The sequence below is a fragment of the Algoriphagus oliviformis genome (assembly GCF_017254915.1).
GTDB lineage: Bacteria > Bacteroidota > Bacteroidia > Cytophagales > Cyclobacteriaceae > Algoriphagus > Algoriphagus oliviformis.
The window spans coordinates 328,807-347,977 of sequence record NZ_JAFKCT010000002.1 but is presented as its reverse complement, the minus strand read 5'-3'; the positions used below and the strand labels follow the sequence as shown (position 1 = coordinate 347,977).

Genomic DNA, 19,171 nt, shown 5'->3' with positions numbered 1-19,171 from the left:
TACCACATCGCTCAGTGGACCGTTGACTGACCTCACTAGTACTTTGCAGGCTGATCAGGCGCGACGGCTGACTTCTGGATAAACTGGCGGATGTCCTCATTGGAAGTGGCCAAGTCTTCCGCGCGCAGGTACATCATGTGTCCGGAGCGGTAGCCTTTGAAGTCAATCCGGTCTTTCATCTTGCCGTTGGGGTCGATGTGCCAGGTGCTGTACTTCGCGTTGAAGTAGTCGGTGCCTCCATCGTAGTAGCCGGACTGGACCATCAGGTGCAGGTAAGGATTCTGGCGCATGGCAGAGCCCAGGTCGTAGCCGGTGGTCTCATTGCTTCTGTCCCAGGGATGCACGGGTCCAAAGAGGTTGTAGGTCAGATCGGTGTTGAACTTCAGGGTGTTTTTGGCATACACTTGAAAGGCCGGGGCAAAAGCATGGTTCCAGCTGGTCAGCGCGGGATCAAAGTCATAGCGGTCGCCTCCTTCCATGCGGTCAAAGCCCTTGTAGCGGCTGTCCAGTCTACCGATGGTCATCCCGTCTCTTTCTCTCAAAAGTTCTTTCCAGAAATAGCTGGTCGGCACCATCAGGTTGTACGCTAGGATCGATTCCTTTTTCAAGCCCGAATAGTAGGCCATCTTGGTCGCAATGGCGTCCCGTTCGCTTTCGGAGAGCATGCCGCCTTTGGTCATGGCAGGAAGTACCTCATTGATCGCAAAAGGCTCCACAATTGCCAGCAACTCGTCAAGATCCTTGCTTTGCAGGTCAGCTGGCAGCGCTTTGTGATACCAAGCCGTCGCCGCATAGTATGGCCAATAGTTCGCCATCTTCACCGGGCCCTCGCGCTCGATGCCCATGTCTGTAGGCGACACGAGGATCACACCGTTGAAATACATCCAGTGTGCATTTTGCAGCTGGGATACCAAACCCGCCACGCGAGTAGTGCCGTAGCTCTCGCCGATCAGGTATTTTGGCGAAGCCCAACGATTGGCGCGGGTCACGAAGGTATTTACCCAGTCAGCCAAGTACTTGATATCGGAGTTGATGCCAAAGAAAGTAGATCTAGGTGTGTCCTCCTTTACCATACGGGAATATCCGGTATTCACAGGATCGACGTAGACGATATCCGCCACATCCAAAATGGAGTGCGGATTGGCTTTGGTGCCGTAGGGCTGCACGGGATAGCCTTCATCGTCGATGTTTAGAATAACCGGACCGGTGTAGGCCAGGTGCATCCAGATCGATGCCGAGCCCGGTCCACCGTTAAAACTGATCACCAGGGGGCGCTTTGCCTTGTCACTGATATCGGTCCGCTCATAGTAGGTGTAGAAAAGCGAGGCGATCGGCTCCCCCTTGTCGTCCCAAACGGGCTGGGTGCCGGCGGTCGCTTTGTAGGGCACGCGTTTGCCTTTGATGGTGACTTCAGCCGTGGTCTCGATTTTGGATTCGGTCTCTATTTTTCGCTCCGTCTGCGCCCAGGTCAGTCCATAGCACAGGAGCAGCAGCATGCTCAGGTAGATTTTCTTCATAAGGTGTGGTTTCTAAGTTTACTGAAAAATTAAAAAGGATTGCCGACTAGCCGCAATCCTTTTACAGGAGCGGGCATTCTCACTGCTTTTCCTCGTTGCTGGAGCCGACCAGCTTGGCGATCACGACTGCGGGATACAAGATTCCCGTGGTCGAAAGCATCACCGACAGCATTTTGGACAGGATGTTTACCGGCGTGTAGTCGCCAAAACCCACCGTGGTCAACGACACCAGACTGAAATAGATGTAGGTCGAAAAGTCCTGATCTACGCCCTTGAGCTGATGAACAGGAGCCTGCTCTGACAGGCCGGAAATGGACGAACCTATGGTGATCTGTATGATCTCCATGGCAAAAGCACCCAAGATTGCCACCAGCAGGTACACGTTGATCGCTCCGATGATCCGATAGAGCCCCACTTCGTAGTTTCGGAAAAGCAGGCGTATGTTCAAAAATATAAATACCAGCATGTTGGCAAGACCCACCAGCCGCTCCCAAAGGTAGAACTCCACCGGCAGATCGCTAAACCTCAAGATCCTCAGTACGAGCTGGGCGAGAAAGAGGATGGTCGTCAGGGCTATCAGGCCTTTGTTGTCCGAAGACCAGATTCCCGTGAAAAAGAGGAACATGAAGACCACGTTGACAAAAAGCATGTTGACATGCCCGTAGTCTATCAGAATGGGAAGGATAAAAACGGTGAAAACCAACATGAGCATCAGCACGACAAAGCTGGCGTCGTTGAGCCAGTAGTCGGTGATGCGCCGGATGGCATGCTTCACGTGGCCGGTTCTTGCAAATTTCACCATCGCCTCAGATATCCATGGTTCCCACGAGCACCTTCACCGCTTTCCCGCTGATCATGACCCGGTCATCGTGCTTTTCCAACCAGAGCTCTCCGCCCCGCTGACTGGCCTGAAAGGCCTTAAACTGGGTCTTCCCCGTCTTTTGGTTCCAATAGTCGACCAAGGCACAGTGCGCAAAGCCGGTCACCGGATCCTCGTTGATGCCGACGTTGGGCCCAAAGAAACGGCTGACTATGTCGTAGTCACCGTCTCCTTTTGCGGTCACGATGAAGCCCAAGTCACTGTGCTTGGCTACTTCCGGAAAATCCGGCTGCAGCTCCCGCACGGCCTTTTCGCTCTCCAGCTCGAAAATCCAGTTTCTCTCCAACTTGGCCGCTTGGAGGATTTTGCTGCCAAACAGCTCTTCCGAAAAATGGGGGTGCGTGTCGGTAAACGTGGGGATGAGCGGAAAGTCCATCTCCAGTCTCCCTGCCGCGCTTTTCACCCGAAGCTCCCCACTGCGGGTCTGAAAGCGGATCAGGTCCAGACCATCCGCCCAGCCCGACTGGATCATCCAAAACGCCGAAGCCAGGGTCGCATGGCCGCAGAGATCTATCTCCACCGCCGGGGTAAACCACCTCAGGGAAAACACTCCCTGCTCCTCCATCCCCTTTACAAATGCCGTCTCGCTCAGGTTCATCTCCATGGCTATGGCCTGCATCTGCTCGTCAGTGAGCGTGTCGTAGAGCAGGCAGACGGCGGCGGGATTGCCGGAGAATGCCTTGTCGGTAAAGGCGTCGATTACTGCTATAGGGATCTGCATGGCTTAGTATCTTTCCTTGAGGATGTTGAGATGGTGGATAAAATGGCCCGGGATGATCCAAAGCAGGGATCTTGGACTGATGGGATTGCCGTTGGCTGTGCCGACGTTGTCGAGTATCGACTCGTCCAGGGTGCTCATCAGCGTCGCCAAGGCCTTTCTCTCTGCCTCAAAATCCGCCAACAGCAAACCTGTCTCCACCTGGTTGAATCCCGCGTTGATCACATAGGGATCTTGGTCAAAACCTGGCAGGGCACTTTGCTCTCCCCGGGAAAAGCAGAGCGCCCGAAACGTCATGATCCTATCCGTGTCGATGATATGCCCCAAGACCTCTTTTGGAGACCACTTGCCAGGCGCATAGGGGCTGGTAGCCCAGCTTTCTTCCTTGGATCCAAAAAGGGCTCTGATCTCGGCGACCTGGGATAGGATCAGATCCTGGTACTGTGCTTCCGAAAGCTTGGAGATGTACGTGTGGTAAAAAGAAGGATAAGTCCCGGTCTGGGGCAATGCAAAGCTGTTCATATAAAATCCGCTTGGGTTAAGAGCTATTCGGATAAATTTAGGGGTAAGGTTAAAACCAAACTACTATGCGCAAAACTTTATTCGCCCTTTTTCTAGGTCTCACTCTATGGGATGCAGACGCCCAGACACTTGTTCACCGAAATCCGGCTATAGAGCAACTGGTCTCCGAGGTCTCTTCCGATTCCCTGAAAAAATACATCCACGAGCTAGCCGCTTTCCACTCCCGCCATACCTTGAGCAAGGACGACAAGAACGGCATGCCAGCGGCCCAGCGCTACGTGCTATCCAAGTTCAACTCCTTTGCGAAGTCCTCATCCGGCCGAATGACTGCGGAAATCGAGCACTTTGTCACCCCGGCAGACGGACGCCGGATCACCGCCGAATCGGAGGTGGCCAACGTAGTCGCGACACTCAAGGGAACCGATCCTGCCGATGACCGAATTTTCATTATCTCCGGCCACCTGGATTCCCGAAACAAGGACGTGATGGACGCCGAAGGCGGAGCGCCTGGGGCCAACGACGACGGCAGCGGTGTCGCCGCGGTGATGGAGCTGGCTCGTGTGATGGCCAAGATGGAATTTTCCGCTACCCTGATGTTTGTGGCCTTCACCGGGGAAGAGCAAGGACTAAAAGGGGCAACCTACCTGGCGGACAAAGCCAAAGCCGAACGATGGAACATCGCCGGAGTCCTCAACAACGACATCATCGGCAACAGCAATTCCTCCGAGACGCTTATCAGCGACAATACGAAGGTTAGGATTTTCTCCGAAACCATCCCTCTGGCCGAGACTGAGCAGGAGGCCGCCGCACGCCGTTCCGTAGGTGCGGAGAACGACTCCAAATCCCGACAACTTGCCCGCTACATCAAAGAAGTCGGCGAGCGCTACGTGGACCAGATGGAGGTCAAGCTGATCTATAGGATGGACCGTTTTCTCCGAGGCGGGGACCAAACGCCATTTTTGAGAAATGGCTTCACGGCCATCCGAGTATCCGAGATGAACGAAAACTTCTACCACCAGCATGAAAATGTGCGGGTGGAAAACGGCATACACTATGGCGATCTGCCTGAGTTCATGGACTTCGAATACCTCAGAAAAGTCTCAGCCGTGAATCTCGCTGCCGCCGCGTCCCTGGCCAGCTCGGCCGGATCCCCGGAAGACGTGCGCATCAGCGTGGCGGGCCTGAGCAACAAGTCCACCCTCCTTTGGAAGGCGCCTACCACCGGAAAAGCCAAAGGATACTACGTGCTGATGCGGGAGACTTCGTCGCCGATGTGGGAAAAGAAGTTTTTCACCACCGAAACGACCCTGACCCTCCCCTACTCCAAGGACAACTACTTCTTCGCAGTCCAGTCGGTCACCGACGCCGGGTCCGAAAGCCTCGCGGTCTTTCCCTCGCCGGTTTCCAGGTAAGGCAGCTCGCTTAAATTAAACCAATTTCAAATTCTCTTCGAAAAGCTTCGGCCGGGAATGGAAAAAGCCCCGATTTCGTTAAGTTTAAGTATCTAATTTTATCAACTATGAAACAGAAAGAAATCGTAACGCTTCAGCGTTCCCTGCTGCCGGATACCGAAGCTTTGCTCAATAAACAGGTGGAAATGGAAGGAAAATCCTCCGCCTACTACCTTTCCATGGCATCTTGGTGCCATATGATGGGCTACGCCAATGCCGCCAAATACCTCTACACCCACGCGGACGAAGAGCGCATGCACATGATGAAGATCTTCCAATACGTGAATGAGGCCGGCGGACACGCCATCCAGCCCGAAATCACAGGCATTCGCCATAACTTCAACTCGCTGCGCGAAGTGTTTGAGCTTATCCTGGAGCATGAGATCAAGGTGACCAAGTCCATCAACAACATCGTGGACCATGCTTTTTCGGTAAAGGATTTCGCCACGTTCAGCTTCATGCAATGGTACGTGACCGAGCAGCGCGAAGAGGAGACCATGTCACGACGGGCCCTTGAACTGTTCGAAATCATCGGAGAGGAAGGCGTGGGACTCTGGACGATCGACCAAGAGCTTGGCAAGCTGCACGCTGCTGCAGACACGGGAGAGTAAACAGGCTTCCGATTCCGAAAATCACAAATCCCCAAGACTTAGCAGTTTTGGGGATTTTTTATTAAAACTCGGTTTGAAAACACCCTTCGTGCATGACGTAGAAAAACCCCTATCGTCGATTCAAAGGAACTGAACCGGCAAAAGACAAGCCCCAAAACCGTGTCGCCCACAATTCAATTGTTCCATCTAAACCATCGGCTTGGCCTGCTTCTGACCTTATCCATTCAAATTGGCCTTAAAATTCAACTCCATTTTTTCACGACTCAATAGTACAGTTTCTACCACAATACCAACTCTTCCAAATAAATTGTGTTGCTTGAGAATGGAAACAATACCGAAATTGGACAGCCTTGGCCATAGGCGGCAGGTTACAACCGGCCAAACTTGACATCCGTTCAGAGCCAGGTGTACTTGTGGGCAGGGTTAGCAAAAACAAAGATTTGATTTGAAAAAGATACTTTTGGTGGAGGACGATCCTCGCGTATGCAGTTTTATCAACAAAGGCCTGACGGAAAACGGCTTTGAGGTGACGGTGGCAATGGATGGGACTTTGGGGCTACAGCTCGCTACCCGCGGAAGCTTCGACGTCCTGATTCTCGATATCATGCTGCCAAACATGAATGGGCTGGAGGTATGCAGACAGGTCAGGGAGCGGGATCGGGACATCCCCATACTCTTCCTCACGGCCATGGGCAGCAGCGAAAACATCGTGATCGGGCTGGAGTCAGGAGCAGACGACTACCTGGTCAAACCGTTCAAGTTCATCGAACTGCTGGCACGGATCAAGACGCTGCTCCGCAGGAGCGAAAAGAGCGAAGAGCCAAAAAAAGCCGACAGCGAACTGTTCACCTTTGCAGACCTCATCCTCAACAATTCGGAAAAGTCGGTCTTCAGAAACGGGCATGAGCTTTCGCTTACCTCCACGGAGTTTCGGCTATTGCTGATGTTCATGAAGTCTCCGAGAAAGGTCCTTTCCCGTATGGAAATACTGGACGAAGTCTGGGGTGTCAACTTTGACATGGGTACCAACGTGGTGGATGTCTATGTCAACTACATCCGTAAGAAGCTGGACAAGTATGGGGACCAGAAACTAATCCACACCGTAATCGGCATGGGCTATGTGCTAAAAGAAGAGCAATGAAGCTTCAAAACAAGATTGTCTATATCCTCTTGACCGCTTTTCTGGGCTACACCCTGTTGTTCAGCGGCTTTATCTACTATTCCATTTCGAGGTTTTCATTTGCCGATTTTTACAAAAGACTGGAGATCCGGGCCATTACCACTGCCAAAATCGAACTGGAAAACCCCACGGAAACCAACGTGGTACAGCAGCTGAGGCAGGAATACCTGGAAGTACTCCCCAACGAAAGCCACCTTATTTTGGAGGACATAGACAAATCGTCTGTTTTGGAGGATGCCAGGCTGGACGGATACCAAAACGGTTTCCTCCGGGCCATTTTGGCTGAGGGGCTGGCCACCTACAATACCCAAAACACCTTTGTCTACGGCACGCTTTACCAAACCCCCGACGGCAGAGAGCACCTGGTGATCATCTCCGCCGAAAACTATTTTGCCACCCACCATCTGGCCTACCTTCGCAACCTGATACTCACCTCGCTTGCCATTGCCTTCTTGCTCATCGTGGTGTTTTCGGTGATGTTCTCACGGAAGATCATCGAGCCCATCCAAAACATCATCCGAAAAACCCGAAAAATCGGCTTTGAAAACCTGCACATGCGATTGGAAGTCCCCGGAAGCAATGACGCCATCCGGGAACTCAGCCAGACCTTCAACGATATGCTCAACAGGCTGGAAACGTCCTTTGAAACCCAGAAAAACTTCATCAGCAATGCCTCCCACGAACTCAACACGCCACTGACTTCCATCATCGGCGAAGCGGACGTCACCCTTTCCAAGCTCCGCGAGCCCCAGGAATACATCGAGGCGATCAAGGCGATCCTGGACGATGCGGAAAAGCTGCAGAGCAAAACACAGGCTCTGTTGCTGTTGGCACAAACCGGATTTGACGGAAAGCGGCAGAAGTTTGGAAAGGTACGGATGGACCAGCTCATCCTGGACGTCAAGGAGACAGTGGAAAAAATCCAGACCCATTCGAAGATCTCCCTGGACTTCAGCCTGCTGCCCGAAAGCCCACTGATGCTGAAGGTACTGGGAAACGAGCAGCTGCTCCACCTGGCCCTTTCCAACATCGTCCTGAATGCATGCAAATATTCGGACGGAAAACCCGTAAACATTGCTTTGGGAGCCATGGAAGGACTGATCGTCGTGATCGTCAAGGACAACGGGATCGGTATCCCGCCGGAGGAAATGGATTACATCTACGATCCCTACTTCAGGGCCTCAAACACCAAAAACCATGAAGGATACGGCATCGGCCTACCCCTTGCCAGAAACATCATCCGAATCCACGACGGAGAGCTGAAAGTTTCCTCCAAACTGAACCTGGGCACCACCGTGGAGATCCATCTTCCCCGCGGCAACTTCCAACTCTAATCCCGTTTTAATTTGGGGGCGGTATTCTAATCCCGTCCTAATCCCATCCTTAGACCGTTCTAATTGGACAGGCCTAGTTTTACAGCTGTTTCAACAACGTGATGTAGACATGGCCAAAACAATCCTGATACCGACGGACTTTACGGTAAAATCCCTCAACCTTGCCAAAATGGCTTTGCAAAAAAGCCTCGATCCGCAAGAGAAAATAAAGATCATCCTCATCCACGGCTTGATGGCATCCACTTCCATCACGGAGCTGCTTTTCTACTCCAAATCAAGGGTGCTTGCCGACTTGGAGACTCCTGAATTCCAAGCTAGCTGTAACCTTCTCCTTTCGAAATTCGACGGGAAAATCGAACGGATGACGATAGACATCTTCAGCGGATTTACCCAAGCGGCTTTTGAAAACTACCTGGAAGCCAACCGGATAGACGAAGTATACTTGCCAGGAAACCACAAATTAAAGCTTGCCAGCCGGTCGAGTTTTGACCTGCTTCCCTTTTTCAACAAATGCAGACTGCCCAAAATCAAGGTTGATTGGGAGGATATATCCATCTCATCCCATGAAGACCGGGAAAACGCGATTTCCACACTGTTCTTCACCAGGGGGCAGATTGCCCATTGACCGTTGGACAAAATGAAAACCTCGATGCTCTACCTGGCGGCATTCCTTTTGTTTGCCGCCGCCTATTTCGCCCTGCTATCCACGCAGCCCAGTCCACAAAGCAGGATTCTGGGGGATTGGAAGGAAGTGTCCTGGGAATACGAAAAGGCAGACAATCCGGATGATGGCGGATTTGACTTTAGGATTACCGACCATATCAAGAGCCAGATCGCGGAAAACCTGATCATACACCAGGCCGAAATCTGGAGCTTTGGAGCCGACGAGTCGCTGCACATGAGCGGAAAGAACAACTCCAAATCCTCTCGGTGGAAACTGAAGGGGCGGGGCAACGTGCTGAAGATCTCCGGCGCGGAAGACCAGACCGAGCACTACAAGATCCAAGAGCTCACCCCTTCCCGAATGGTGCTTCATTTCAACTCGGACATGCAGGTGAGGGGAATCGTGAAGATGACTTTCGAAAAGATAAGACCACCCCATCATGATCAAGAGATACAGAGATAGAACCAACAGGGAAAACATCCAACTTGGGGCCCTGACGGCCTTTTCGGCAGGCATGGTGAATGTCGTATCCGTGATCATATTTTTTGCCTTCACCTCAAACGTCACCGGTCACTATGCCATTCTTGCCGAAGAGATATCCAAGGGAAACTGGTATGAGGTACTGGTGGTGGGCGGATGGATATTGCTTTTCTTCCTGGGAAACTTCACCTCCAACCTTGCCGTCATCAACCTTAACAAGTCCAACGCATATTTGGCCCATTCACTTCCCATTATTTTGGAAATACTTTGCCTGCTGGCTGTGGGCACCTATATCCAGTTTTACTATAGGGAAACACTTTTTGAGACCGAGCTGATGGTGAGTTTGATGCTGTTTGCGATGGGGCTCCAAAACGGGCTGACGGCAACCGTTTCCAACGCTGCGGTGAAGACGACCCACCTTACCGGTTTGACTACCGACTTGGGAATTTTGGCCTCCATGTTTACAAAGAAGGAATACCGAGAACGGCCGGAATTGCGTGACAAGATGAGACTGTTGCTCTCCATTATGGTCTCCTATGTCACTGGTGGCGTCTGCGCGGGACTGATCTACCTCCGTGTGGAATACAATGTATTCTATATCGTTTGCCTGTTTCTCCTGGTGGTGATCGGATATGATTTCTACCGCATCGAAGTCGCCAACTTTCTGTCGAAAAAGCAACCCTACTACCGCAAGACGCTAAAAAACCAAGCTGCCTAGGCAAATAGTCGGAAGAACTATCTATACCGGCTTCCCTTTTCTAAGAGGCTTTTCCCAATCTCCCGTCTAGATGGCGGGAAACCTTTCCGGACTGACCTCATGCATCATGTGATAAGCTTTTTCGGTCACGTCATCCGTGCTGGGCTTGGAGAAGTAGTCCCCATCCGAAGAGTAAGCCGGACGGTGTGCCTTGGCAGCAATGGTCTGGGGCTCCGAGTCCAAGTATTTGAAAATGCCCTGCTCGTCGATGGCTTGCTGCATCATGTAAGCTGATGCGCCGCCCGGCACGTCTTCGTCGGCAAAGATTACCCTGCCGGTCTTCTGCACCGACTGGCCGATCACCCCGCTTAAGTCAAACGGCAACAGCGTCTGCACGTCGATCACTTCCGCTGAAATGCCCAGCTCAGCCAGCTCCTCAGCCGCATCCATCACGATCCTACACATACTGCCATAGGTCACGATGGTCAGATCTGTACCTTCCCGCAGGATCTCCGGCCTACCCAAAGGCACCGTGAACTCCCCAAGATTGGAAGGCATCTTTTCCTTGAGACGGTAGCCATTCAGGCATTCGATCATGATCGCTGGTTCGTCGGATTCAAGCAGCGTCTTGTACATCCCTGCAGCCTGGGTCATATCCCTGGGCACACACACGATCATCCCCCGAAGCGATGAAAGAATCATCCCCATCGGAGATCCGGAATGCCACACCCCTTCCAATCGATGCCCTCTGGTTCTCACGATCAGCGGAGCTTTTTGCCCGCCCTTGGTCCGATAGAGAAGAGAAGCCAAATCGTCAGAGAGGGTCTGCAGCGCATAGAGCAGGTAGTCTAGGTATTGGATTTCGGCTACAGGCCGAAGCCCCCTCAGGGCTGTACCTATCCCCTGTCCGATGATGGTGCACTCGCGGATGCCGGTATCGGCCACGCGGTGCTCACCATATTTTGCCTGAAGGCCCGCAAAGGCTTGGTTTACGTCACCAATCTTGCCCACATCCTCTCCAAATGCGAAAAATCGAGGGTCGTTTTCCAACATCCGGTCAAAAAATGCCTGGAGAATCTCGCGCCCATCTACCAAGGGAGACTTATCGTCGTAGGTAGCGGCTACTTCCTTTATATTTCCTACAGCCCATTTGGAATGGCTGTACAGATGGCTATTGTATCGGTCGTAATTCTTCTCACCCTGAGTCTGATACCATCCCTTTAGCCCGGCTTTTACCTCCTCCGAATCAAAACGTAGGGCAAGCAAAGCCTTCCTCACTGCTGTGACGGCATCTTTGCGGATTGGGTTGATGGTCTTGGCGAGGTCTTCTGCCAGCTGCAGAAGCAGGGACTTTTTGGAGCTGTTTTCAGCGGTAGCCTTCAAAAGGCTAACTGCCTCTTGGATCTCCTTCTTGATCTCCCCGGAGAAGCTGCTCCAAGCAGCTTCCTTCTGGCGCTTGACCTCTGCTTTGGCCTCATGCTCGATCTTGTCGAGTACCTCCTCCTCGGCAATGCCAGAGGAAACGATGAAATCCCTAAAGCGGGCTATGCAGTCCCAGTCACGCTCCCATTGCAGGCGCGCGGAGGATTTGTAGCGCTCGTGTGAACCAGAAGTCGAATGCCCTTGCGGCTGGGTCATCTCCTCCACATGGATCAGAACCGGGACATGCTCTTCCCTGGAAAGCTGACCCGCATAGCGGAAAGTCTGCACCAAGCCTTCGTAGTCCCATCCTTTGGCACGGAGGATTTCCACACCCTTCTCCGTATCGGTGCGCTGGAAGCCCATCAGTACCTCGGATATGCTTCCCTTCGTCGTGTGGAATTCATTGGGTACCGAGATGCCGTATTCGTCGTCCCATATCGCGACCACCATCGGCACCTGCATGACACCTGCGGCATTGATCGCTTCGAAAAACATGCCTTCCGAGGTAGAGGCATTGCCAATGGTGCCCCAGGCCACTTCATTTCCGTTTTTAGAAAACTGCTTCAGCTCCTTCAGTCCTTTGTTTTCTCGGAAAAGCTTGGACGCATACGCCAAGCCGAGGAGTTTTGGCATCTGGGCTGCTGTAGGGGAAATATCTGCGGCTGAGTTGTAAGACTTGGTCAGGTCTTTCCAGGATCCGTCAGGATTGAGGGATCGCGTGGCAAAGTGACCGTTCATCAGTCGCCCGGCACTGGCAGGCTCGGCTTCCACATCGGTATGGGCATAGAGCTGCGCAAAATACTGCTGAACGCTCAGTTCGCCCAGCGCAAACATAAACGTCTGATCGCGGTAATATCCCGAACGGAAATCGCCGATTTGGAAGGCTTTTGCCATGGCAATCTGCGCCAGTTCCTTTCCGTCACCGAAAATCCCAAACTTTGCCTTCCCCATAAACACTTCCTTTCTTCCCATCAGGGAGGCGTGCCGGCTGGTCACCGCCACTTTGAAGTCCTTTAGGATCTCTTCTTTGTCAACCAAATGCTCTTCAGGGGATTGCGGATAAGGGTTGGTAATTGCCATAAGCGATTAGGAATCTAAAATGTTACTTTGGGTTCTACATTCTGATCTTAGTATCATCAAAAATAGCCAAAATAGATTTTGATGCAAATTTCGCCTTTCCATTTCAGCAATCAAAAATTTTGAAAGAATTGCCAAATTTTCATGATCTTGAAATTTTGTTTTGAAATTATTCAACAAACAACCGAATTGCTTGAAAATCAGAAACCGCGAAACCTCTCCAAATTAAACATTTTTTAAAAATATATTTTAAAGTTTTGGCATTTCGAAAAATTAAATCTTGGAATTTTCTAAATCCTCACCATAAAAAATGAAATAAACTATCGAAAACATGTTTTACCCCAATTCGATACCAAATACTATTTTTTAAAGGGCTTTTTCGAAACTCATTGCTTCTTATCTTTGCCTGAAGAATCTAAATCCAAATAGCATTTGCCATGATAATCGGTGTCCCTAAGGAAATCAAAAACAACGAGAACCGGGTAGCACTTACCCCCGCCGGAGCCAAAGAGCTGATCAAGCGAGGCCACAGCGTCTATGTACAACATACAGCGGGTGAAGGCAGCGGCTTTCCTGATGCCGAATACGAGGCAGCTGGAGCCAAGATCCTCCCCTCCATCGAGGCGACCTACGACATCGCCGAGATGATCATGAAGGTAAAAGAGCCCATTGAATCCGAGTACAAGCTGATCAAGGAAAACCAACTCCTGTTTACCTATTTCCATTTCGCTTCCTATGAGCCGCTGACCATGGCAATGATCGAGAGCAAGGCGGTTTGCCTCGCTTATGAGACCGTGGAGAAAGCCGACAGAAGCTTGCCTCTTTTGGTTCCCATGTCTGAAGTAGCCGGCCGAATGGCTATCCAAAAAGGAGCAAACTACCTCGAAAAACCTCTGAAAGGCCGTGGAATCCTACTGGGTGGCGTACCTGGCGTACTTCCTGCCAAAGTCCTCATCCTCGGAGGAGGCATCGTGGGAACCCAGGCTGCATGGATGGCGGCTGGACTTGGCGCCGACGTCACCATCATGGATGTGTCCCTGCCTCGCATGAGATACCTCGCTGACGTGATGCCTGCCAACGTGAAGACGATCATGTCCAACGAATACAATGTGAGAAACCTGATCAAGGACGCTGACCTCATCGTCGGAGCTGTCCTGATCCCAGGCGCCAAAGCACCCCACCTGATCACCCGCGACATGCTGAAGGATATGAAGCCGGGCACCGTATTGGTGGACGTGGCGGTAGACCAAGGAGGATGCATCGAGACCTGCAAGCCTACTACCCATGAGAATCCTACCTTCATCATCGACGACGTGGTACACTACTGCGTAGCCAACATGCCCGGTGCGGTGCCTTACACCTCTACCCTAGCCCTCACCAACGCTACTTTACCGTACGCGATCCAGCTGGCGGACAAGGGGTGGAAAAAGGCCGCAAAAGAAAACGCAGACTTGGTTCCCGGCTTGAACGTGATCAATGGAGAAGTGGTATATGAAGCCGTAGCGCAAGCCTTCAACCTGCCTTATACTCCGGTAGAGAAATACTTGGCCTAAGCCAAATCGACACTAACACAAAATCCCGCCAGATCACTCTAGCGGGATTTTTCGTTTGTTTGGGCTGAAGACTTGACGAAATGTCACTCTTGCGCCTGAGACCTGCACGCTGAGACTGCCTACCGAATTAGGCTTTTTTCACAAACTCAGACTTCAGCGCCATGGATCCAAATCCATCGATTTTGCAGTCGATATTATGGTCTCCTTCGACTAAGCGGATGCTTTTGACTTTCGTCCCCGCCTTGATCGGTTTGGGGGCTCCTTTGACGGGAAGGTCTTTGACGATCACCACGGCGTCACCGTCGGCGAGTAGATTTCCGTTGGCGTCTTTGACGACCAAACCAGTTTCCTCTTCGATCTCCTCTGGGTTCCATTCGTGGCCGCATTCTGGGCACACGAGCAGGTTATCCATGGGATAGGTGAGCTCAGATTGGCACTTGGGGCAAGGGGCTAGATTTTCCATGCCGCAAAAATAAGCTTTTAGCTGTCGCTATCATTCCGACCCATCGAAATTCACCTTAATCTGCCGATTTTCCTGCCTGGCAAGCAAATTCGAAAACTGGGCATCAATTCAGCGTTGCCAGTAATTCATACAGCGCCAAGTCTAGGTTTTCCATGCTGATCTGTTTTGAACCTTGGGTGACGCCAGTCCCCACTCCCATCCAGGCGATTTCGTTGGTCTGGGAGTCTTGTATCAAAAAAATCACCTTGCCTATCATGCCCTTATTGACCACAAAATCACTCGTCCCGCCACTGGCTATCCCATAAAACTGGTCGATATATGCGGGTGGCTGGGAAGAATAAGCACCGAGTTCCTGCACATATTCCCTAGTCACCAACACCGATTGGATCAAGAAATCCGGATTCTCCACCACCTCCTCATAGCCATATTCCAACAAAGCTTTACGGAAAGAACCCGTTAGCATCTCGCTTCGCCGATCCGCCTTGTCATTCTCCACCACCTTAAAGGTTTGATAGTACTTCAGCTGCTCCTTTTTTGCCACGGTGTCTACGGTGACAGTTTCGGAGGTTTTACAAGAAAAAATCAGCAACGCGAGGCTTAATACGAACAAGGTCTTTTTCATGGGTTTTATGTTAAAAGTGAGTGAAGAAAGATACGATAAGTTTACAAAAATAGTTAGCTGACTATCAGCTTTTTATTTTGTGCACCCATTCGCTCCGTCTCAGAATAAACTCTTCATAGCCCTACCATTCCCTTTGCAAAGCGCCAAGTGGTCGGCCTTTTCCTCCCTATTCCTAAAACAGAGGCAAAAACTCCCCAACTAGACCCATCGCCTACACAGTTCGAGCAGCCTCACTCAGGCAGGGAGCCATTTTAGCGAAATGGCATGGATTTGACTGTCACAAAAGGGAATTTGAACGCAAATCAGACCGATAAAAATCATGGAACCCGAGCTCAAAAATCCCGAAACCGAGGAGAAGAATGTAAAACGAGGCTATTTTTTGGATACCCTTTTCCAAGGTTTTTTGATTTTGCTCCCGCTGACGATCGTACTGATTCTCCTTTCCTTTGTGTTCAACTTCATCTTCAAAATCGTCTCCCCAATCAGTTTCATGCTGGATTCCGGAGCCGATGAGCCGCATTGGTCGATCAACTTTCTGTCAATTGGCATCTTGGCGCTGTTCATCTTCATCATCGGAGCGCTGATCCGCAACAAGCTCGGGAAGCGGTATTTTTCCAGCTTTGAGAAAAAATACCTGACCAAAGTGCCGCTCTACAGCCTGATCCATCAGACGGTCTACCAGTTTGTAGGCTTGAAAAAACTTCCCTTTTCGGACGTGGTATTGATTGACCCCTTCAAGACCGGAACGCTGATGACGGGCTTTGTCACGGACAAGATCAACGAAGACCTTTATACCATTTTCGTCCCCACAGCGCCCAACCCCACGAATGGCAACATCTACCACGTGCCAAAAAACGCCATTACTTTTCTCAATGTACAAACCCAGGATGCCATGCGTACGATCATGGGCATGGGAACCGGAACCTGCGGCTTGATCGCCTCGGCAGGAGAAAATTTCGTCAGCACCTGCTCCGAAGAGTCCAAAAAACAGCTCGATCCTGAGCTGTCGGTTAACTAAATCCTTTAGCTCACTTCCTAGTGAAGGTAGGCATAGAGCAGCATCCGGATGCCAAAGGCAATCATGGCGATCCCCACTCCTTTGTTGAGCCAGCCCATCAGTCGAGGCGTCACAAAGCGGGACAATTGCTTGGCCACGAAGGCCTTGAGCAAATCGATGGAAAAAACGGTCAACAAAATCCCCGTGTAGTAAAGCAAAACCTGCCCGCCTGTCCAGGCTTCCTTGAGCGACACCAAACTGGCGATGGAAATCCAAAAAAGCAGGACGAAGGGATTGATTCCATTGATGCTAAACCCTTTGGCGAAGGCCGTCCGCTTTCTCCCAGCCTGCTGATCGATGCCTGAATTTGGACGTTGGACGCTCTTTTTCAACAAAGAACCCAATCCAAAACCGATCAAAATCAATCCTCCCGTATAGCCCAGCACCTGCTCAAACAGCTCTGTATTGGCCAGCAGGCGGACCCCAAAATAGGTCAGCAGGCCATACAGGGAATCGCTGACAAAAATCCCCAGCGCCAAGCTCATCGCATAGCGAAAGCCATACTGCATGCTGTTGGTGATCAGCGTAAAAAAGACCGGCCCGATGATCACCGAGAGCAGCAGGCCCATGCTGACTCCTTCCAGCAGACTCTGGATCACTGGTGAAGCTCTTTTTCCGCCAAAAAGCCCTTCCAAGAATTCGCTTTTTCACCCTTGAGTACCCGGGGAAACTTGTTTTGGCCGCCTTCTTTGCCTTGCTCACGCATCCAGTCGTAGAAGGCCTTTGTAGGCAAAACGGTGGTTTTGACCTGTTTGAGAGCGTGTTTACGCTCCACGGCGTAGTCGTCGTTGAGGACTTTGAGGTGCTGATCCAGGCTAGCGGTGAGCTTTTTCGCATCCACCGCGTCATCCGATCCGATGTACCAGTGATGCCCAAAAAGCTTCTTGTAGGGCTCCCCCAGCACGGTAAACTCTTTGATCCGGATGCCCAATTCGTCTGCTGCCAGCTCCACGGCCTTGTTCATATTGTCCACGCTGAGGTGCTCCCCGCAGAGGCTGAGGAAGTGCTTGGTGCGGCCAGTGATGATGATTTCGGACTCGGCTTTGGACACAAAGCGCACCACGTCCCCGATCAGGTAGCGCCAAGCTCCCGCACAGGTCGAGATCAACAGCGCGTAGTCACGCCCCTCTTCCACCTCGTCGATTTTGAGCGTCTGCGCGTCTTTTCTCACATTTCCCTCTTCGTCAAAGTTAGCCTCGGTGAAGGGGATAAACTCGTGGAAAATGCCATTGTTCAACACAAGCCGCATGGATCTGCGGTCGGGCAAAGCCTGAAACGCGAGAAATCCCTCCGAAGCCAGATAAGTCTCGATGTAAATCAAAGGCCTGTCAAGGAGGGTTTCAAAGCCCTTCCGGTAGGGTTCGAAAGAAACGCCCCCATGGACGAAAATCCGCAGATTGGGCCAGATCTCGTGGATATGCTTCACCTGGTAGCGCTCGATGATCTTTTCGATCAGGATCTGCAGCCAAGCCGGCACGCCCACGATGATGCCTATGTCCCAGTCTCGGGCTTTTTCCACGATCTGGTCGAGCTTGTCGCCCCAATTTCTGTTTCGCGAGATTTTCTTGCCCGGCTTGTAAAAGCGTTGAAACCAGATCGGCAACTTGCCCGCCGTGATCCCGCTCAGATCGCCGGAAAAATAGGTGCCGTTAAACTCCAGGTCCGTGCTTCCACCGAGCATCAGGATGCCTTTGGTGAAAAGCGAGGCTGGCAGATCGTACTTGGAAAGGCTCAGGATCTGCCGCACGCCTGTGCGACGGATGGCCTTGACCATGGACTTGGTGATAGGGATGTACTTCGACGCCGCGCCGGAGGTGCCCGAGCTGAGCGCAAAGTGCTTCACGGCTCCGGGCCAGGTCACATTGGCCTTGCCGGAGAGCAGTTTGTGCCAAAATTCGGCATGGATTGAATCGTAGTCATAGATGGGCACCTGGCTTTTGTATCGCTCGTAAAACGCCCCATTACTTTCCTTGAATGCCTTCAAAACACCATGAAAATCATAGGTTTTGCCAATCTCGGTGTCCTTGGCCTTGAGCAAGAGTTTCTTCAGCTGGTCTTTTTGCAAGTCGAGCGGGCTGGAGTACTCCTGCTCCAAGCTGTCCCGAAGTCGGATGCCTTTTTTAAGCAAATTGCTTAGGATTGCCATATCTTTGTCTATGCCCTACAGGCCAAAAGTGAAGTCTAAAAATATACAATGGACATCAAAGCCAACCTCGAAGCAGTAAAAAAATCCTTTGTCAATCCCGCCTGCCAGCTCATCGCCGTGAGCAAGACCAAGCCCCTCCCCGACCTCCAGAAAGCCTATGCCGCTGGAATTCGGGATTTTGGGGAAAACAAGGTGCAGGAGATCCAGGCCAAGCAGCCCGAGATGCCCGCCGACACCCGCTGGCACATGATCGGCCACCTCCAGAGCAACAAGGTCAAATACATCGCCCCCTTCGTCCATCTCATTCATGGGGTCGATTCCTTCAAGCTGTTGCGGGAGATTGACAAGCAGGGGAAGAAAGTCGGGCGCATGATTCCTGTTTTGCTACAGATCCATATTGCCGAGGAGGAGAGCAAGTTTGGCTTTGACCAAGCTGAGTTGGAAGAAATGCTCGCCTCTCCGGATTTTGCGGCATTGGGCCATGTGCAAGTCAAAGGCCTGATGGGCATGGCGACTTTCACCGAGGATGAAAGCCAAATCCGAAAAGAATTCCGAAGCCTGAAGAGTCTCTTTGACGAACTGAAGAAGAGAAAACTCCCTGACTTTGTCCAACTCGCCGAGCTCTCCATGGGCATGAGCGGGGACTACCCCATCGCCCAAGAAGAAGGCAGTACCATGGTGCGAATTGGTTCGGCTATTTTTGGAAGTCGGTAGCAGGTAGCGAGACGAAAGTAGCAAGTATCGAGTAGCAAGTATCAAGAAGCGAGAGGCAAGAAT

The 19,171-nt window shown here is 51.6% G+C and carries 19 protein-coding genes; 10 read left to right on the top strand and 9 right to left on the bottom strand.

The window, feature by feature from the left end:
* Nucleotides 1–35: 35 nt before the first annotated feature.
* From J0A68_RS07100 to J0A68_RS07085, 4 genes are all read right to left on the bottom strand, one after another.
* Nucleotides 36–1,517: a S10 family peptidase gene (locus J0A68_RS07100; RefSeq protein ID WP_206577489.1), complete on the bottom strand. Its 1,482-nt coding sequence runs from the start codon at nt 1,515–1,517 to the stop codon at nt 36–38.
* Nucleotides 1,518–1,596: 79 nt separating this feature from the next.
* The gene (locus J0A68_RS07095; protein WP_206577488.1) at nt 1,597–2,319 is read right to left on the bottom strand and encodes a potassium channel family protein; all 723 of its coding nucleotides are present in this window, start codon (nt 2,317–2,319) and stop codon (nt 1,597–1,599) included.
* 4 nt (nt 2,320–2,323) lie between these two features.
* The gene (locus tag J0A68_RS07090) at nt 2,324–3,118 is read right to left on the bottom strand and encodes a PhzF family phenazine biosynthesis protein (protein WP_206577487.1); all 795 of its coding nucleotides are present in this window, start codon (nt 3,116–3,118) and stop codon (nt 2,324–2,326) included.
* A 3-nt stretch (nt 3,119–3,121) separates the two neighbouring features.
* Entirely contained in the window at nt 3,122–3,637 is a 516-nt protein-coding gene (locus J0A68_RS07085; protein WP_206577486.1) for a DinB family protein, read from the bottom strand.
* 65 nt (nt 3,638–3,702) lie between these two features.
* On the opposite strand from J0A68_RS07085, the gene J0A68_RS07080 reads away from it, so the two are divergent.
* The 7 genes from J0A68_RS07080 (at nt 3,703) to J0A68_RS07050 (ending at nt 10,075) form a co-directional block, all read left to right on the top strand.
* Nucleotides 3,703–5,049 carry a M20/M25/M40 family metallo-hydrolase gene (locus J0A68_RS07080; RefSeq protein ID WP_206577485.1) on the top strand — a complete coding sequence of 449 codons (1,347 nt, stop codon included), beginning with the start codon at nt 3,703–3,705 and terminating at the stop codon, nt 5,047–5,049.
* A 107-nt stretch (nt 5,050–5,156) separates the two neighbouring features.
* Nucleotides 5,157–5,699: a ferritin gene (locus tag J0A68_RS07075; RefSeq protein WP_206577484.1), complete on the top strand. Its 543-nt coding sequence runs from the start codon at nt 5,157–5,159 to the stop codon at nt 5,697–5,699.
* 445 nt (nt 5,700–6,144) lie between these two features.
* Entirely contained in the window at nt 6,145–6,840 is a 696-nt protein-coding gene (locus tag J0A68_RS07070; protein ID WP_206577483.1) for a response regulator transcription factor, read from the top strand.
* The gene (locus J0A68_RS07065; RefSeq protein WP_206577482.1) at nt 6,837–8,213 is read left to right on the top strand and encodes a sensor histidine kinase; all 1,377 of its coding nucleotides are present in this window, start codon (nt 6,837–6,839) and stop codon (nt 8,211–8,213) included. The genes J0A68_RS07070 and J0A68_RS07065 overlap by 4 nt, the downstream gene beginning before the upstream one ends.
* A gap of 109 nt (nt 8,214–8,322) precedes the next feature.
* Nucleotides 8,323–8,838, top strand: a complete 516-nt coding sequence (locus J0A68_RS07060) for a hypothetical protein (protein ID WP_206577481.1) — start codon at nt 8,323–8,325, stop codon at nt 8,836–8,838.
* Between the two features lie 12 nt (nt 8,839–8,850).
* On the top strand, nt 8,851–9,339 hold the full coding sequence (locus J0A68_RS07055; RefSeq protein WP_206577480.1) for a lipocalin-like domain-containing protein: 489 nt from the start codon (nt 8,851–8,853) through the stop codon (nt 9,337–9,339).
* A complete protein-coding gene (locus tag J0A68_RS07050; RefSeq protein ID WP_206577479.1) occupies nt 9,317–10,075 on the top strand; it encodes a YoaK family protein in 759 nt (252 codons plus the stop codon). The genes J0A68_RS07055 and J0A68_RS07050 overlap by 23 nt, the downstream gene beginning before the upstream one ends.
* 66 nt (nt 10,076–10,141) lie before the next feature.
* On the opposite strand, the gene J0A68_RS07045 is transcribed toward J0A68_RS07050, so the two are convergent.
* Nucleotides 10,142–12,556 carry an alpha-ketoacid dehydrogenase subunit alpha/beta gene (locus J0A68_RS07045; protein ID WP_206577478.1) on the bottom strand — a complete coding sequence of 805 codons (2,415 nt, stop codon included), beginning with the start codon at nt 12,554–12,556 and terminating at the stop codon, nt 10,142–10,144.
* 434 nt (nt 12,557–12,990) lie between these two features.
* Here J0A68_RS07045 and ald point away from each other — a divergent pair, with 434 nt between their 5' ends.
* Nucleotides 12,991–14,106: an alanine dehydrogenase gene (gene ald, locus J0A68_RS07040; protein ID WP_206577477.1), complete on the top strand. Its 1,116-nt coding sequence runs from the start codon at nt 12,991–12,993 to the stop codon at nt 14,104–14,106.
* 127 nt (nt 14,107–14,233) lie between these two features.
* On the opposite strand, the gene J0A68_RS07035 is transcribed toward ald, so the two are convergent.
* Together J0A68_RS07035 and J0A68_RS07030 are read right to left on the bottom strand one after the other, a co-directional pair.
* Nucleotides 14,234–14,569, bottom strand: a complete 336-nt coding sequence (locus J0A68_RS07035) for a zinc ribbon domain-containing protein YjdM (protein WP_206577476.1) — start codon at nt 14,567–14,569, stop codon at nt 14,234–14,236.
* Between the two features lie 103 nt (nt 14,570–14,672).
* The gene (locus tag J0A68_RS07030) at nt 14,673–15,191 is read right to left on the bottom strand and encodes a DUF4136 domain-containing protein (protein ID WP_206577475.1); all 519 of its coding nucleotides are present in this window, start codon (nt 15,189–15,191) and stop codon (nt 14,673–14,675) included.
* A gap of 319 nt (nt 15,192–15,510) precedes the next feature.
* Here J0A68_RS07030 and J0A68_RS07025 point away from each other — a divergent pair, with 319 nt between their 5' ends.
* Nucleotides 15,511–16,209 carry a DUF502 domain-containing protein gene (locus tag J0A68_RS07025; protein WP_206577474.1) on the top strand — a complete coding sequence of 233 codons (699 nt, stop codon included), beginning with the start codon at nt 15,511–15,513 and terminating at the stop codon, nt 16,207–16,209.
* A 17-nt stretch (nt 16,210–16,226) separates the two neighbouring features.
* Here J0A68_RS07025 and J0A68_RS07020 read toward each other — a convergent pair whose 3' ends face one another.
* Nucleotides 16,227–16,847: a LysE family translocator gene (locus tag J0A68_RS07020; protein WP_206577473.1), complete on the bottom strand. Its 621-nt coding sequence runs from the start codon at nt 16,845–16,847 to the stop codon at nt 16,227–16,229.
* The gene (locus J0A68_RS07015) at nt 16,844–18,394 is read right to left on the bottom strand and encodes a GH3 family acyl-acid amido synthetase (protein ID WP_206577472.1); all 1,551 of its coding nucleotides are present in this window, start codon (nt 18,392–18,394) and stop codon (nt 16,844–16,846) included. The genes J0A68_RS07020 and J0A68_RS07015 overlap by 4 nt, the downstream gene beginning before the upstream one ends.
* A 48-nt stretch (nt 18,395–18,442) precedes the next feature.
* On the opposite strand from J0A68_RS07015, the gene J0A68_RS07010 reads away from it, so the two are divergent.
* Nucleotides 18,443–19,108: a YggS family pyridoxal phosphate-dependent enzyme gene (locus J0A68_RS07010; protein ID WP_206577471.1), complete on the top strand. Its 666-nt coding sequence runs from the start codon at nt 18,443–18,445 to the stop codon at nt 19,106–19,108.
* Nucleotides 19,109–19,171: the final 63 nt, after the last annotated feature.

Excerpts from the sequence above, each read along its gene's own strand:
- J0A68_RS07100 (WP_206577489.1), bottom strand. The coding sequence starts at position 1,517 with ATGAAGAAAATCTACCTGAGCATGCTGCTGCTCCTGTGCTATGGACTG.
- J0A68_RS07095 (WP_206577488.1), bottom strand. The coding sequence starts at position 2,319 with ATGGTGAAATTTGCAAGAACCGGCCACGTGAAGCATGCCATCCGGCGC.
- J0A68_RS07090 (WP_206577487.1), bottom strand. The coding sequence starts at position 3,118 with ATGCAGATCCCTATAGCAGTAATCGACGCCTTTACCGACAAGGCATTC.
- J0A68_RS07085 (WP_206577486.1), bottom strand. The coding sequence starts at position 3,637 with ATGAACAGCTTTGCATTGCCCCAGACCGGGACTTATCCTTCTTTTTAC.
- J0A68_RS07080 (WP_206577485.1), top strand. The coding sequence starts at position 3,703 with ATGCGCAAAACTTTATTCGCCCTTTTTCTAGGTCTCACTCTATGGGAT.
- J0A68_RS07075 (WP_206577484.1), top strand. The coding sequence starts at position 5,157 with ATGAAACAGAAAGAAATCGTAACGCTTCAGCGTTCCCTGCTGCCGGAT.
- J0A68_RS07065 (WP_206577482.1), top strand. The coding sequence starts at position 6,837 with ATGAAGCTTCAAAACAAGATTGTCTATATCCTCTTGACCGCTTTTCTG.
- J0A68_RS07060 (WP_206577481.1), top strand. The coding sequence starts at position 8,323 with ATGGCCAAAACAATCCTGATACCGACGGACTTTACGGTAAAATCCCTC.
- J0A68_RS07055 (WP_206577480.1), top strand. The coding sequence starts at position 8,851 with ATGAAAACCTCGATGCTCTACCTGGCGGCATTCCTTTTGTTTGCCGCC.
- J0A68_RS07050 (WP_206577479.1), top strand. The coding sequence starts at position 9,317 with ATGATCAAGAGATACAGAGATAGAACCAACAGGGAAAACATCCAACTT.
- J0A68_RS07045 (WP_206577478.1), bottom strand. The coding sequence starts at position 12,556 with ATGGCAATTACCAACCCTTATCCGCAATCCCCTGAAGAGCATTTGGTT.
- ald (WP_206577477.1), top strand. The coding sequence starts at position 12,991 with ATGATAATCGGTGTCCCTAAGGAAATCAAAAACAACGAGAACCGGGTA.
- J0A68_RS07035 (WP_206577476.1), bottom strand. The coding sequence starts at position 14,569 with ATGGAAAATCTAGCCCCTTGCCCCAAGTGCCAATCTGAGCTCACCTAT.
- J0A68_RS07030 (WP_206577475.1), bottom strand. The coding sequence starts at position 15,191 with ATGAAAAAGACCTTGTTCGTATTAAGCCTCGCGTTGCTGATTTTTTCT.
- J0A68_RS07025 (WP_206577474.1), top strand. The coding sequence starts at position 15,511 with ATGGAACCCGAGCTCAAAAATCCCGAAACCGAGGAGAAGAATGTAAAA.
- J0A68_RS07015 (WP_206577472.1), bottom strand. The coding sequence starts at position 18,394 with ATGGCAATCCTAAGCAATTTGCTTAAAAAAGGCATCCGACTTCGGGAC.
- J0A68_RS07010 (WP_206577471.1), top strand. The coding sequence starts at position 18,443 with ATGGACATCAAAGCCAACCTCGAAGCAGTAAAAAAATCCTTTGTCAAT.